The sequence below is a fragment of the Bacillus sp. FSL L8-0199 genome (assembly GCF_038005705.1).
GTDB lineage: Bacteria > Bacillota > Bacilli > Bacillales > Bacillaceae_G > Bacillus_A > Bacillus_A cereus.
This window is the reverse complement of the sequence record NZ_JBBOTS010000001.1, coordinates 12501-27500: the sequence shown is the minus strand read 5'-3', so window position 1 is coordinate 27500 and position 15000 is coordinate 12501. Positions and strand designations below refer to the sequence as shown.

Sequence of the window (15000 nt, the reverse complement as noted above, 5' to 3'; positions counted from 1 at the left end):
TCGCACCACGTAACACATGATATACACCTTGATACTCTTTCATTTTTTCCATCGCGATTACATCTTTCGGTTCTTGCACGACACAAACAACTGATTGATCTCGATGTGAATCATTACAAATATAACAAGGATCACGATCAGTAATATGTCCGCATACAGAACAGTACGCTAAATCTCGCTTCGCATTTACAAGTGCTTTCGCGAAACCTAACACGTCATCTTCTTTCATATCTAATACGAAAAATGCCAATCGAACCGCTGTTTTCGGTCCGATACCTGGCAACTTCATAAAACTATCGATTAGTTTTGATATTGGTTCTGGATAATGCATGTATCAATATCCTCCTAGAACATTCCACCTGGTAAGTTTAAGCCTTTTGTAAATTTACCCATTGTAGAGTTTGAAAGCTCATCAGCCTTTTTAAGTGCATCATTTGTTGCAGCTAACACTAAGTCTTGTAACATTTCGATATCTTCTGGATCTACAACTTCTTCTTTAATCTTCACTTCAAGAATTTGCTTGTGACCATTTGCGATAACTGTAATCATTCCGCCGCCAGCTGTACCTTCAACTGTTTTTTCACCAAGCTCTTCTTGTGCTTTCGCCATGTCCTTTTGCATCTTTTGCATTTGTTTCATCATGTTATTCATATTTCCCATTCCGCCACGCATCATAATTAATTCCTCCTAATTATTATTACTCTTTTATTTCAATGAGTTCTTGCCCTACTAATTTCACTGCCTCTTCTATAAGAGGGTCTTCCCTTTTCTCTGGGCTTTCTTCAGACTCTCCACCTTCACGTTGTAAAAAGTCTTCACGGATTTTACCCCATTCACTTTTTGGAATGGCAATCATATTTAACCTTTTACTTAGCAATTCAAATAAAGCTTGTTCTACTGTATCCATAGCTTCTCGATTTTCGCTCGCCATCTTACAATGAATCTCATATTGAAATGCTAAAACGTAAGTGTCATCTGAAGCTGCCACTGGTTCGCTATTTTCTAGTAAAACAGCAAACGCTACTTTGTTATATGATTTGAGTCTTCCTAACAACTCACCCCATACAGCTTTTAATTGTTCTAAATCTTGACGCTTCGCTTGTTTTAATACTTCATTTACACGTCCGACAGGAATCTTCATACTTCCTGTTCTTACCGGCTTTGGTGTTGCACGTGTCTCTCTTACTTCCTGTTGTACACCAGCTGGCACACCGTTCTTTTTAACTTGCTCTAACTCTTTCTCCAGTTGCTGCATCCTGTTCATAATTGCTTGCAAACGATCTGTACCATTTGCTTGCATCATAAACTGTTGACACAATTGCACCATAACAACTTCTAAGAAAATACGCGGATGATTTGTCCACTTCATTTCCTGTTGTCCCTTACTAAGGGTATGAATAATCTCATAGATCACTTCCGGTTGCATTTCTTCACTCAACTTACGGAATTGATCATCTACAATTACTCGTTCCAACATATGTTCTAGTTGCGGTGAAGTTTGATATAAAAGCATATCACGATAATAGTAAATGAAATCCTCCATAAAACGAACTGGATCCTTCCCTTTACTCATCATTTCATCTATGATTTGCAATGCTCTTGATACATCATTTTCACGTATGCATTCTACTAAATTGCCTAAGTATTGCTGAGAAACAGATCCTGTTACGGCCAATACATCTTCTGTCGTAACGGTCTCATCACTATAAGATATAGCCTGATCAATAAGACTAAGTGCGTCACGCATACCACCTTCAGCAGCACGCGCAACAATTTGTAATGCCTCATCTTCCACTTGCGTACCTTCATTTGTCACGACCGTTGATAATCTCTCAACAATATCATTCACTGATATTTTTCGGAATTCAAAACGCTGACAACGTGAAATAATTGTAGGCGGGATCTTATGAGGTTCTGTTGTCGCCAAAATAAAGATAACATGTCCTGGCGGCTCTTCTAAGGTTTTTAAAAGCGCATTGAATGCACCCATAGAAAGCATGTGAACTTCATCAATAATGTATACTTTATATTCTACAGCACTTGGAGCATATTTTACTTTATCTCTAATATCTCGAATTTCATCTACACCGTTATTTGAAGCCGCATCAATTTCTAATACATCTGAAATGGATCCTTGTGTAATTCCTAAACAAGAAGGACATTCATTACAAGGTTCAGCTACCGGAGCATGTTCACAGTTAATTGCTTTTGCAAATACTTTTGCAATTGTCGTTTTTCCCGTTCCCCTCGGGCCAGAAAATAAATAAGCATGTGAAACTTTCTCTTGAAGAAGGGCATTTTGCAACGTTTTTGTTACGTGCTTTTGACCGACTACATCTTCGAACTTTTGCGGTCTCCATGTTCGGTATAACGCTTGGTATGACACGAAAATACGGCCTCCCTCAAAGGTTATTATCTCATTTATTATAACCCATTCTGTTTATAGATTCCAAAAGTTATTTTCTATACAAAAAACTCACCTTTGTATTAAGGTGAGTTTTGTATACATATATAACTGCCGTGCACCCTCCGTCGATTACGTACCATAAGCGTTACTCAAGCAGTTAGCTCGGTTCAGGCACTCCTGCGGCACACGAGAAGACCCGCTTATTGCTGCTTCCTTCCGGACCTGACAAGGTTCACGGGGTCCCGTTGCGCAGGACCCAAACGTCAACACCACTTACTTAAGGCAGACCTTACAGCAACATAACCTCGAGAGGGGATTCGGCCTCGCTAGAGCGGATTGCGAGTATAGGGCACCGCTACCTCCCCGCTTAGCACGGCAAAGTTAAAACCAATATTCGGTTGCCTTCATTAAAGGCATTATCAGTATAACTTGTTTCTTTATAAAATGCAAATACGTTAGTTCCCAGTATTCTTCTCTAATTTTTTTATTGCTTTTCTTTTTTTACGAAGTTCTCTAAAAAAGCTTGTTAACAACGTACCGCATTCTTCCTCTAGTACACCAGATACTACTTCACATTGATGATTGAAGCGTTCATCCGTTAAAAGATTCATCAATGTCCCTGCACATCCGCCCTTAGGATCACTTGCACCATATACAACTCGCTTCACTCGTGATAAAACAATTCCACCCGCACACATTGGACAAGGTTCTAATGTTACATACAATGTTGCATCTTCTAAACGCCATGTCCCTAATTTTTTACATGCCTCATCTATCGCTAGCAACTCAGCATGAGCTATTGATCTCTGCTCAGTTTCCCTTAAATTATGAGCAACACTAATTACCTCACCATTTAACACTATAACTGCTCCAATTGGTACTTCCTGTATTTCCTCTGCCTTTTTAGCTTCTTCTATCGCTAATTGCATAAAATAAATATCTTGATCTTGTTCCATAACATAGTCCTTTCATTACAAATAAAGTACACTTATTTTCCATTTACTACACAGGGGATAACTTTTACAAATTCAATCCACCCTAAAAGAAAAAAGAGAGGGGATTACATATGAAAAATACCGCCTTGCTCATTATCGATATGATTAATGACTTTCAATTTTCCCACGGACCCATTCTAGCTAAAAAATGTGAAATTATAACAAACCCTATTTTACAATTAAAGAAAAAAATGAAATCCTTCGGCTGTCCTATAATTTACGTTAATGACCATTATCAACTTTGGAGATCTGATATCGACCAACTTATTACTCATTGTACAAATGAATATAGCAAAAACATAATCCATAAGATTGCTCCAAGTTCTGATGATTACATTTTTATTAAACCACATTATTCCGCTTTTTATGAAACACCTTTAAATTCATTACTAGGTTATTTAAAAATAGAAAATCTAATATTAACAGGGGTTGCCGGAAATATATGTATCCTATTTACAGCTAATGATGCTCATATGAGAAATTATACATTGTATGTACCAGAGGATTGTATCGCCTCTAACAACGACCAAGATAATATACATGCTTTAAAAATAATGGAAACTACATTGAAAGCAACTATAACATCATCAACCAAAATAAAATTTAATTAATACATATATCTATTTTCTAACTTTTTATATCAAATTAACCCGCTCGCTTCCCTCTTGTGCTACAATAATTCTGTTTTGTGTTTTTAGTAGTCACGGTAAATCACTGATTGAAAGGAGGAAACAGCGTGACCGGAGTACCATTTATCACGGTTGAAGGACCAATTGGTGTTGGAAAAACTTCACTTGCGAAGGAAATTTCAACTCACATGCAACTCCACTTACTAAAAGAGATTGTTGATGAAAATCCCTTTTTAGGAAAGTTCTATGAAGACATCGACGAATGGAGTTTTCAAACAGAGATGTTCTTTCTTTGTAATAGATACAAACAATTAGAAGACATTAACATAAAGTATTTGAATCAAAGGAAACCAGTAGTAGCGGATTACCATATCTTTAAAAATTTAATTTTTGCATCCCGCACATTAAAAGACTCTCAATATGACAAATACATGCAAATTTATCGTATCCTTACACAAGATATGCCTGTGCCAAATGTCATTGTTTATTTAACAGCTAGCCTAGAAACATTGCAAAAACGAATCGCCATGCGCGGAAGAGAATTTGAAAAAAACATGGATCCAAATTACTTACTACAGCTCACAAAAGATTATGAAACAGCAATGGATGCTTTTAAAAAAGATCATCCGGAAATACCAGTATTGAAATTTAATGGAGACGATATGGATTTTGTAAAAAATCCTGATGATTTAAACGTCATCCTATCTGCCCTTCAAAATACTCTCTTAAAGGAGTCGAAATAATAATGAATTTAAGGCAAAAATATGATATACCTAATGACGCAGTAATCACTATCGCCGGAACGGTAGGTGTGGGTAAATCAACTATGACAACTGCATTAGCTAATGCTTTAGGTTATCGCACATCATTTGAAAAAGTAGATTCCAATCCATACTTGGACAAGTTCTATGCGGACTTCACTCGCTGGAGCTTCCACCTACAAGTGTACTTTTTAGCAGAACGATTTAAGGAACAAAAAAGAATTTTTGAATATGGTGGCGGTTTTGTTCAAGATCGTTCCATTTACGAAGACACTGGAATTTTCGCAAAGATGCATCATGAAAAAGGAACAATGACGGAAACTGATTATGAAACATACAAAGGTTTATTTGACGCTATGGTCATGACTCCTTACTTCCCTCATCCAGACTTATTAATTTACTTAGAAGGTTCTTTCGATGATATTGTCGATCGTATTCAAGAACGCGGGCGCCCAATGGAACAGCAAACACCAATTGAGTACTGGAAAGAAATGCATGGACGTTATGAAAACTGGATTAACAACTTTAATTCATGCCCTGTATTACGCTTAAATATTAATGAGTACGATATTTTAAAAGATGGTGATTCAATCGAACCAATCATTAAAAAAATTGGCCATTTTTTAAAACAAACACGTAAACTTGTAAAATAAAAAACCCGTGCATATGCACGGGTTTTCCTATTAAATTACTTCTTCTTTGTTGGAGCAATAATTTCACTCTCAGGTTTTCCTGCGTTAATGCGCTGACGAACAGTACTTGTACTAATATCGTATGCTTCAGCAATTTCTTTAACAGTCATTTCTTTCCCGTTAATTACTGCCGTTAATACTTTACCTGTACGTTTTGGAGCCGCCGCTTTCTTTACAGCTGCTTTTTTAACTTGTTTTGGCGCCTCTACTTTACTCGTAGCTTGTTTTACATCACAAGTACAACCACAAAGTTTACGGAATGTATCATCACTAATAATGCGTGATACGTTTGCACCACTGTTTAAAATTCTATTGTTCTTACAGACAGGACATTGTACATAATATAAAGTTTTTCCATCTAAAGGAAACGTTTGTATAATAAGATCCATGTTGACTCCTTTCATATCTATGAAGATAATCATCGGAATATGAGTGTGTAATAAGGACAAAATTACCTTACACCATACTTTATGATTGGTTTTAAAATAAAAACTCGTTACGTGTTGGTAACGAGTTCTCCAATCTCCACTTATATGCGCTGTTGTCAATTATATCTGGAGGAGGTAGAGGGATTCGAACCCCCGCGCGACTCTCGCCGCCTGTCGGTTTTCAAGACCGATCCCTTCAGCCAGACTTGGGTATACCTCCATATTGACATCAAATATAATATCAAAAGAAAAACAGTTAGTCAACCCTACTAAAATAAATTATGAGGAAAGGAAAATTTTACTTTCCCCTTCCTACATTACAGTACTGACAACGCTCATAATTACCAATCACTCATACCGATGAATGTTTAAATTTACTTAATAACTGTTTTTCCTCCCATATAAGGGCGAAGAACTTCTGGAATTATAATTGTACCATCTTCTTGTTGGTAGTTCTCTAAAATAGCTGCAACCGTACGTCCGATTGCAAGACCAGATCCATTTAATGTATGAACATGTTCTGGTTTTCCATTTGGCTCACGGCGGAAACGGATATTTGCACGTCTCGCTTGGAAAGCTTCAAAATTACTACAAGAAGAAATTTCACGATATGTGCCATAGCTTGGAATCCATACTTCAATATCGTATTTCTTCGCTGCTGTAAATCCTAAATCGCCTGTGCACATGCTCATAACGCGATATGGCAACTCTAATAATTGTAACACGCGTTCTGCATCATTTGTTAATTTTTCTAATTCTTCATAAGAATCTTCTGGTTTTACGAACTTCACAAGCTCTACTTTATTGAACTGATGCTGGCGAATTAAGCCACGTGTATCACGACCAGCTGAACCTGCTTCAGAACGGAAGCAAGAGCTAAATGCAGCATATCTTATAGGCAATTGCTCTTTATTTAAAATCTCATCACGATGCATATTCGTTACAGGTACTTCAGCTGTTGGAATTAAGAAGTAATCTTCACTTTCAATACGGAATGCATCTTCTTCAAACTTTGGAAGTTGTCCTGTTCCCGTCATACTTGCACGGTTTACCATATATGGAGGTAATACTTCTTCATATCCATGCTCATCAGTATGAAGATCAAGCATAAAGCTAATTAAAGCACGCTCTAATCTTGCACCAGCACCTTTGTAAAATACGAAGCGGCTTCCTGTTACTTTCCCAGCGCGTTCAAAATCTAAAATTCCTAAATCAGTAGCAAGATCCCAATGTGGTTTTGGCTCAAAAGTAAATTCTTTCACTTCTCCCCAAGTACGTGCTACTACATTATCATCCTCTGTTTCACCAACTGGAGCAGATTCATGAGGGATATTTGGAATAGATAACATTAATCTTTCTAAGTCTTCTTCAACTGTACGAAGTTCGTTATCAAGATCCTTTACTTTTTCTCCAACCTCACGCATTTCTAAAATTAGAGCTTCTGCATCTTTCTTTTCGCGCTTTAATACAGAAATTTGTTGAGATACTTCGTTACGTTTACTTTTTAATTCTTCTGTCTGAACAAGTAGTTCTCTTCTTCTCGTATCAAGTTCTTCAAAACGGCCGAAATCAGTTAAATCTTCGCCTCTATGCTGTAATTTCGCTTTTACTTCTTCAAAGTTTGTACGTAAAAATTTAATATCAAGCATTATATACTCCTCCTTTTATTTTATAAAACACAAAAAACTCCCGTCCCTATATAAAGGGACGGGAGTTAACCCGCGTTGCCACCCTAGTTGAAAGCATTACCGCTTTCCTCTCAAGTAGAAATAACGGCTCTTCACCGGGAATGCTTACTAATCCAAAAGATATTCCACATTCCATTCCAGGATGGATTCACAAACTGTTTCTATCGATTTCCACCAACCATCGACTCTCTATAAGAAACGACATTTGTTACTATTTCCTATCAACACGCTTATTTTATAAAATTGTTACCATCAATTTACTATAATCTTATACAAGTTGCAAGTTACTTATACAACTTTTTTCATTTTCGCTTCTTTTACCATTTCAACAAAGTATGCTGTCACACGATGATCATCTGTTAATTCCGGATGGAATGAAGCAGCTAAAAACTGATCTTGTCTTACCGCTACCATTCGGTCACCATGCTTAGAAAGCACTTCAACATTATCAGCTACTTCTACAACATACGGCGCACGGATAAATACACCAATGAAGTCTTCACCCACGCCTTCAATTGAAAGCGCAGCTTCAAAACTATCCTTTTGGCGTCCGAACGCATTGCGCTCAACTGTAATATCCATAGCACCAATATGTGCTTCTTCATAGCCAATAAGTGTTTTTGCAAGAAGAATCATCCCTGCACACGTACCAAACATTGGTTTACCAGACTTTGCAAATGTACGAAGTGGTTCCATGAAAGCATACTTATCAATAAGACGGCGCATTGTTGTACTTTCACCGCCTGGTAAAATAAGACCATCAATCTCTTCAAGTTGCTCTATACGCTTTACAACAACAGCTTCTGCACCACTTGCTTCAACTGATTTTATATGCTCACGAACTGCACCTTGAAGACCTAGTACACCTATTTTCACCATTTTAAAGTTCTCCTTTAATTACCATCCACGCTCTTGCATGCGTTGTTCTGGTAATAACGTTGAAATTTCGACACCCTTCATTGCATTACCTAATCCTTTAGAAAGGCTTGCAATTAGTTCGTAATCTTCATAATGAGTCGTTGCTTCAACGATTGCACGTGCAAATTTCTCTGGGTTTTCTGATTTGAAGATACCAGATCCAACAAATACCCCATCAGCACCAAGTTGCATCATTAACGCTGCATCTGCTGGTGTTGCTACACCACCTGCCGCAAAGTTTACAACTGGTAAGCGACCAAGACGTTTAATTTCAAGTAATACTTCGTAAGGAGCGCCAGTATTTTTTGCATATGTCATTAACTCATCTTCACGTAGACTCGCAACTTGACGGATTTCTGCATTGACTTGGCGCATATGACGCACTGCCTCTACAATGTTTCCTGTTCCCGGTTCACCTTTTGTACGAAGCATAGATGCACCTTCTGCAATACGACGTGCAGCTTCTCCGATATCACGGCAACCACATACAAATGGAACTGTGTAATCACGTTTATTTAAATGGTATACTTCATCAGCAGGAGTTAATACTTCACTCTCATCGATATAGTCTACCCCTAATGATTCTAATACACGTGCTTCTACAAGGTGACCGATACGGCATTTTGCCATAACCGGAATTGACACCACACCCATAACTTCTTCAACAATTGTTGGGTCTGCCATACGAGAAACGCCACCTGCTGCACGAATATCTGCTGGTACACGCTCTAATGCCATAACGGCAACTGCGCCTGCCTCTTCTGCAATTTTTGCTTGTTCAGCGTTAACTACGTCCATAATAACGCCGCCTTTTTGCATTTCTGCCATTCCACGTTTTACACGTTCTGTCCCTGTTACATTTGTCATGTACAAAAACCCCCCTAGGTGAATTGCTTTCCCCCGTTAAAGGCGAAAATTAAGAATACTCTTACATTCTACCACTAACTATCAGATGCTTGTCTACTACTTTTTCATAAAGTCGGTATGAAAAATAGGAATAAAAAAAAGCTCCTATCATGAGGAGCTTTTAAAACCATCCTTTTACTGTATCAACAGCACTATTCCACATGCCACTAAAGAATGAACCAATTCCGCGCATAGCACGAGTAAACCAGTTTGCTTCTTCTACTTCAGATGTTGTTACAAGATCAACTTGCAGTGACTTACCAGTTAAAAATCCAGGGTCGTTTGTATCTTTTGGCGTAATTACCATTTGACCAAGCGCAGCCCCCTTTTTAATAGGTGCTTCTTGTCCCTTACTTGATTCTTTTAATTCCGTTTTATAAACATCTTTACTTCCTTTTGGCACTGGAAGTGAAATAGCTTGTTTCGTTTGAACTGCTACATCTTTATCTTTCGCATTTTCTACTCGTACTGTTTCTTGTCCTTTTACTGAAGAACCTTTTTTATACATTTGTTTTACTTCAAAGTTAGCAAACCCATAATCATATAGCTTCTTTGTTTCATCAAAACGTGCTGTATGAGAACTTGTTTTAATAACTACAGAAATAAAACGCATTCCGTTTCTTTCAACCGTACCAGTGAAGCAATCTCCTGCTTCTGGAGTTGAGCCTGTTTTTAGGCCGTCTACGCCATCATATTCTTTAACTAAGCCCTTTAACATCCAGTTCCAGTTCGACATTGCAAACTTCTCTTTTTCTGGACGGAATTCTTTTTTAGGGATTTTTGCTGTATCTAACACTTTTGGATAATCTTTAATTAAATGTTGTGCTAAAGTTGCAACATCCTTTGCAGACATTTTATTTTCTTCATCCGCTGTTGTTCCTTCAGGATGCATTCCCTTTAAATCTTTATTCGTTAAACCTGTAGAATTGACAAATTTATAATTTTTCAACCCTAGTTCTTTCGATTTATCATTCATCATTTTTACGAAGTCTACTTCTTTACCTGCAATTGCTTCTGCTAATGCAATTGTTGCACCATTTGCAGAAAAGATTGCCATTGCCTCGTATAACTCTTTTACTGTATAAGAGCCACCATTTTCTAATGCAACATTTGATAATGAAGCATCTTGTGAAACCTTATATGCATATTCAGAAACCTTAATTTTCTGGTCCCACTTAAGTTTTCCTTTATCCACTGCTTCGTGAACTAAATATTCACTCATCATCTTTGTCATACTAGCAATGGATAATAATTCATCTGCATTCTTTTGATATAAAATTTTCCCAGAATTCGCTTCTACTAAAATTGCCGCACCTGCTTCAATGTTTAAAGCGGCTCCTGTTTCAGCTGATGCATTGCTATATGGCATAAAAATGCTACAAGCTAGTGTAAGCACTGTTACCAAAGCAATGAATCTTTTGCAAAACATACCTTTCACTTTTGCTACCCCCAATATCTATGTACTCACATAACCGTTATTCTAACATAATCAAAAAAAAATAGACAGAGATATCAAATCTCTGTCTATTTGTATATAAGACATTATAATGAGTAGTTTGGAGCCTCTTTTGTAATTTGTACGTGATGAGGATGACTTTCACGTAAGCCAGCACCTGACATACGAATGAATTGTGCATTTTCGCGTAAGAATTCTAAATCCTGTGCTCCGCAATATCCCATACCTGCACGTAAGCCACCAACTAATTGGTGAACTGTATCTGCTAAAGGTCCTTTATATGGTACTCGTCCTTCAATACCTTCTGGGACAAGTTTTTTATTGCCTTCTTGGAAGTAACGATCTTTACTTCCTTTTTCCATTGCACCGACAGAACCCATACCACGATACACTTTAAATTGACGACCTTGGTAAATTTCAGTTTCTCCAGGGCTTTCTGCAACACCTGCAAACATGCTACCTAGCATAACAACATGTGCTCCTGCCGCTAAAGCTTTCACCATATCACCAGAGTACTTAATACCGCCATCAGCAATAACTGGAATACCGTGTTTACGAGCTTCTGTTGCACAATCATAAACCGCAGTTAATTGTGGTACACCAACACCGGCTACAACGCGTGTTGTACAAATAGAACCTGGTCCAATACCAACTTTAACTACGTTTGCACCAGCTTCAATTAGTGCTTTCGTTGCTTCAGCAGTAGCAACATTTCCAGCGATAATATTTAGTGATGGATATTTAGCACGAACTTCTTTTACCTTATCAATAACACCTTTAGAATGCCCATGTGCTGTATCAAGTACAATTGCATCTACACTAGCTTTTACTAATGCATCGATGCGAAGCATAGCATCCGCTGTTACACCAACTGCTGCTCCAACTAATAAGCGTCCTTGCTTATCTTTAGCAGAGTTTGGGAATTCAATTACTTTTTCAATATCTTTTATTGTAATAAGCCCTTGTAATACACCGTTATTATCAACAAGAGGGAGTTTTTCAATTTTATACTTTTGTAGGATCTTTTCAGCTTCTTCCAGTGTAGTACCAACTGGAGCTGTAATTAATTGTTCTTTTGTCATTACGTCAGAAATTTTGATTGAGTAGTCTTGGATGAAGCGCATATCACGGTTTGTAATAATACCAACTAATTTTCGCTCATCTAAATTATTTACAACCGGTACACCTGAGATACGATATTTTCCCATAAGATGTTCTGCATCATATACTTGATGTTCTGGAGTTAAGAAGAAAGGATCTGAAATAACGCCGCTTTCAGAGCGCTTTACTTTATCAACTTGCTCTGCTTGTTGCTCAATAGACATATTCTTATGAATAATTCCTAAACCACCCTGGCGAGCCATTGCAATAGCCATGTCAGCTTCTGTTACTGTATCCATTCCTGCACTAATTAACGGGATGTTTAGCTGTAAGCTTTCAGATAAAACTGTTTTAACACTTACTTCTCTTGGTAATATATCTGACCTAGCTGGTACAAGTAATACATCATCAAAAGTCAAACCTTCTTTAACAAATTTAGATTCCCACATAATTGTTCCCCCTATGATACCAGAAATTATTATTAGTAGCTTATCAATTGGTTAAAATACTGTCAAGGACGTATATATATGTTAGAATTTTTAGACAATAAAAGGAGCGTAATATATGCATCAAACATCTTGTACTTGGCAGCAGTTAAGTTTCTTTTTTTCATCTCAAAACGTACAACGTTATCTTGCCCGTTGTTACGAAAAATCCTCTATTCAGGATGCCGAAAAAAAAAGTTTTGAAAATTGTTATCCCTTTATTTATTACTTAGAACACGGGAAAAATTATTATGAATTATATAAGACAGCTCCATTTTCCATTCAACCAATGTTGTTATTTTATGGAATTAGTCAACTTTTTAAAGCATGCCTACTAACTATTGACCCTAACTATCCTGAATCCACTACTGTTTTAGCTCATGGCGTTACAACTCGCAAACGAAAAAAACAAGGGTATCAATTTTTAGAAGATGAGGTGAAGATACAAAAAAACGGATTGTTTACTCATGTTGCAGAACAACTGTTTCACATGAAACACTTAGAAGCAGAAAAATTTAACATGTTAGAACTAATGGGAAATATTCCAGAATTACAAAATTTATTTCGTTATAGTCAAAAAGAATCAACTTTATATAAAATCGATTCAACAATTAAAAATGAGCTCTCCTTTTCAGTCAACCTACTAGATCGATTACATATGACTAAAGAGAGATTTTCTCGTTACATTGAAACATCTTGTAAGCATTTATCAATACAGCACGTACCTGAGAAGACTAATGAATCGAATTTACTTTTTACGGCGCCCATTCAATCATGGAATCCTATGTACAGTACTCCTTTATACTATGAACATCTTACTAATACTTATTATTTGCCACTTACGACTGATCCTAGAAATCCTAAGCCAATATTACCTGAACTCCTCATTCATTATTTATTGCTCTATAATTTAAGCATGATTTCTAGGTATGAAACAGATTGGTGGTATGACTTACTTGGCAGTTATGGTTCTGAAGATTATCCATTTATTTATCAATTTCTAAGTATTTCTGCTCAAAAAATCCCTTACTATATTTCAAATTTTTTATTAATGGAACCAAATCTATTTCATGGGAAATAAAAAAACACAAGTCAAATGACTTGTGTTTTTAGTTGCTTGGCGACGTCCTACTCTCACAGGGACAAGGTCCCAACTACCATCGGCGCTAGAGAGCTTAACTTCCGTGTTCGGTATGGGAACGGGTGTGACCTCTCTGCCATCATCACCAAACTATTGAAGGCATATTCCTTCAAAACTAGATAACATTTGCTACATATTATATGGTTAAGTCCTCGATCTATTAGTATTCGTCAGCTCCACATGTCACCATGCTTCCACCTCGAACCTATCAACCTGATCATCTTTCAGGGATCTTACTAGCTTACGCTATGGGAAATCTCATCTTGAGGGGGGCTTCATGCTTAGATGCTTTCAGCACTTATCCCTTCCGCACATAGCTACCCAGCTATGCCCTTGGCAGAACAACTGGTACACCAGCGGTGCGTCCATCCCGGTCCTCTCGTACTAAGGACAGCTCCTCTCAAATTTCCTACGCCCACGACGGATAGGGACCGAACTGTCTCACGACGTTCTGAACCCAGCTCGCGTACCGCTTTAATGGGCGAACAGCCCAACCCTTGGGACCGACTACAGCCCCAGGATGCGATGAGCCGACATCGAGGTGCCAAACCTCCCCGTCGATGTGGACTCTTGGGGGAGATAAGCCTGTTATCCCCGGGGTAGCTTTTATCCGTTGAGCGATGGCCCTTCCATGCGGAACCACCGGATCACTAAGCCCGACTTTCGTCCCTGCTCGACTTGTAGGTCTCGCAGTCAAGCTCCCTTATGCCTTTGCACTCTACGAATGATTTCCAACCATTCTGAGGGAACCTTTGGGCGCCTCCGTTACACTTTAGGAGGCGACCGCCCCAGTCAAACTGCCCACCTGACACTGTCTCCCGGGTCGATAAGACCCGTAGGTTAGAATTTCAATACAGTCAGGGCGGTATCCCACCAGCGCCTCCACCGAAGCTAGCGCTCCGGTTTCAATGGCTCCCGCCTATCCTGTACAAACTGTACCAAAATTCAATATCAGGCTACAGTAAAGCTCCACGGGGTCTTTCCGTCCTGTCGCGGGTAACCTGCATCTTCACAGGTACTATAATTTCACCGAGTCTCTGGTTGAGACAGTGCCCAAATCGTTACACCTTTCGTGCGGGTCGGAACTTACCCGACAAGGAATTTCGCTACCTTAGGACCGTTATAGTTACGGCCGCCGTTTACTGGGGCTTCAGTTCAGAGCTTCGCTTACGCTAACCCCTCTCCTTAACCTTCCAGCACCGGGCAGGTGTCACCCCCTATACTTCGCCTTACGGCTTCGCAGAGAGCTGTGTTTTTGCTAAACAGTCGCTTGGGCCTATTCACTGCGGCTTTCCGTTAAGAAAGCACCCCTTCTCCCGAAGTTACGGGGTCATTTTGCCGAGTTCCTTAACCAGAGTTCTCTCGCACACCTTAGGATTCTCTCCTCGCCTAC

At 38.4% G+C, this 15000-nt stretch carries 14 protein-coding genes, 1 tRNA gene, 2 rRNA genes, 1 other RNA gene and 1 other annotated feature (2 of these 19 running past the window's edge); of the genes, 4 read left to right on the top strand and 14 right to left on the bottom strand.

The genetic code is table 11. The features are described from left to right. The 5 genes from recR to tadA form a co-directional block, all read right to left on the bottom strand. A protein-coding gene (gene recR / locus NST86_RS00135) for a recombination protein RecR (RefSeq protein WP_000559169.1) crosses the window boundary here: on the bottom strand, window positions 1–331 show its 5' portion. 266 nt of this gene lie to the left of the window's left edge; only the first 331 of its 597 coding nucleotides appear in the window; the start codon lies at window positions 329–331; its stop codon lies beyond the left edge, outside the window. 14 nt (window positions 332–345) lie between these two features. Beyond that, window positions 346–672, bottom strand: coding sequence for a YbaB/EbfC family nucleoid-associated protein (locus NST86_RS00130; RefSeq protein ID WP_014894853.1), 327 nt, complete (start codon window positions 670–672; stop codon window positions 346–348). A 25-nt stretch (window positions 673–697) separates the two neighbouring features. Then, a complete protein-coding gene (gene dnaX, locus NST86_RS00125) occupies window positions 698–2386 on the bottom strand; it encodes a DNA polymerase III subunit gamma/tau (RefSeq protein ID WP_000121577.1) in 1689 nt (562 codons plus the stop codon). A gap of 132 nt (window positions 2387–2518) precedes the next feature. Then, an RNA gene (ffs, locus tag NST86_RS00120) (signal recognition particle sRNA large type) lies at window positions 2519–2783 on the bottom strand. Window positions 2784–2862: 79 nt separating this feature from the next. Then, window positions 2863–3363 carry a tRNA adenosine(34) deaminase TadA gene (gene tadA, locus NST86_RS00115; RefSeq protein WP_000434336.1) on the bottom strand — a complete coding sequence of 167 codons (501 nt, stop codon included), beginning with the start codon at window positions 3361–3363 and terminating at the stop codon, window positions 2863–2865. Between the two features lie 110 nt (window positions 3364–3473). Here tadA and NST86_RS00110 point away from each other — a divergent pair, with 110 nt between their 5' ends. The 3 genes from NST86_RS00110 to NST86_RS00100 all read left to right on the top strand — a co-directional run bounded on the left by NST86_RS00110 (window position 3474) and on the right by NST86_RS00100 (window position 5445). Next, window positions 3474–4013, top strand: a complete 540-nt coding sequence (locus tag NST86_RS00110) for an isochorismatase family cysteine hydrolase (RefSeq protein ID WP_016117071.1) — start codon at window positions 3474–3476, stop codon at window positions 4011–4013. Window positions 4014–4138: 125 nt separating this feature from the next. After that, window positions 4139–4774 carry a deoxynucleoside kinase gene (locus NST86_RS00105; RefSeq protein WP_000148218.1) on the top strand — a complete coding sequence of 212 codons (636 nt, stop codon included), beginning with the start codon at window positions 4139–4141 and terminating at the stop codon, window positions 4772–4774. A 2-nt stretch (window positions 4775–4776) separates the two neighbouring features. Further along, a complete protein-coding gene (locus tag NST86_RS00100; RefSeq protein ID WP_001053585.1) occupies window positions 4777–5445 on the top strand; it encodes a deoxynucleoside kinase in 669 nt (222 codons plus the stop codon). A gap of 35 nt (window positions 5446–5480) precedes the next feature. Here NST86_RS00100 and NST86_RS00095 read toward each other — a convergent pair whose 3' ends face one another. The 7 genes from NST86_RS00095 to guaB form a co-directional block, all read right to left on the bottom strand. Further along, window positions 5481–5873, bottom strand: coding sequence for a DUF3797 domain-containing protein (locus tag NST86_RS00095; protein ID WP_000364196.1), 393 nt, complete (start codon window positions 5871–5873; stop codon window positions 5481–5483). A 166-nt stretch (window positions 5874–6039) separates the two neighbouring features. Next, window positions 6040–6132: transfer RNA gene (locus tag NST86_RS00090), tRNA-Ser, on the bottom strand. A 154-nt stretch (window positions 6133–6286) separates the two neighbouring features. After that, window positions 6287–7561, bottom strand: coding sequence for a serine--tRNA ligase (serS, locus tag NST86_RS00085; protein ID WP_000884186.1), 1275 nt, complete (start codon window positions 7559–7561; stop codon window positions 6287–6289). Window positions 7562–7612: 51 nt separating this feature from the next. Next, window positions 7613–7834, bottom strand: a binding site (T-box leader). Window positions 7835–7888: 54 nt separating this feature from the next. Beyond that, complete coding sequence (gene pdxT, locus NST86_RS00080) at window positions 7889–8479, bottom strand: pyridoxal 5'-phosphate synthase glutaminase subunit PdxT (protein WP_000238771.1); 591 nt, start codon at window positions 8477–8479, stop codon at window positions 7889–7891. Between the two features lie 18 nt (window positions 8480–8497). Then, window positions 8498–9385: a pyridoxal 5'-phosphate synthase lyase subunit PdxS gene (gene pdxS / locus NST86_RS00075; RefSeq protein ID WP_227593486.1), complete on the bottom strand. Its 888-nt coding sequence runs from the start codon at window positions 9383–9385 to the stop codon at window positions 8498–8500. A gap of 160 nt (window positions 9386–9545) precedes the next feature. Then, window positions 9546–10853, bottom strand: coding sequence for a D-alanyl-D-alanine carboxypeptidase DacA (dacA, locus tag NST86_RS00070; RefSeq protein WP_125653127.1), 1308 nt, complete (start codon window positions 10851–10853; stop codon window positions 9546–9548). Window positions 10854–10966: 113 nt separating this feature from the next. Next, a complete protein-coding gene (gene guaB / locus NST86_RS00065) occupies window positions 10967–12430 on the bottom strand; it encodes an IMP dehydrogenase (RefSeq protein ID WP_000264088.1) in 1464 nt (487 codons plus the stop codon). A gap of 115 nt (window positions 12431–12545) precedes the next feature. On the opposite strand from guaB, the gene NST86_RS00060 reads away from it, so the two are divergent. Further along, window positions 12546–13547, top strand: coding sequence for a YaaC family protein (locus NST86_RS00060; protein ID WP_000554281.1), 1002 nt, complete (start codon window positions 12546–12548; stop codon window positions 13545–13547). 34 nt (window positions 13548–13581) lie between these two features. Here NST86_RS00060 and rrf read toward each other — a convergent pair. Both rrf and NST86_RS00050 read right to left on the bottom strand, forming a co-directional pair. Continuing rightward, window positions 13582–13697, bottom strand: a 5S ribosomal RNA gene (gene rrf / locus NST86_RS00055). A 50-nt stretch (window positions 13698–13747) separates the two neighbouring features. Then, window positions 13748–15000: ribosomal RNA gene (locus tag NST86_RS00050) — 23S ribosomal RNA — on the bottom strand (it continues 1670 nt past the right edge of the window).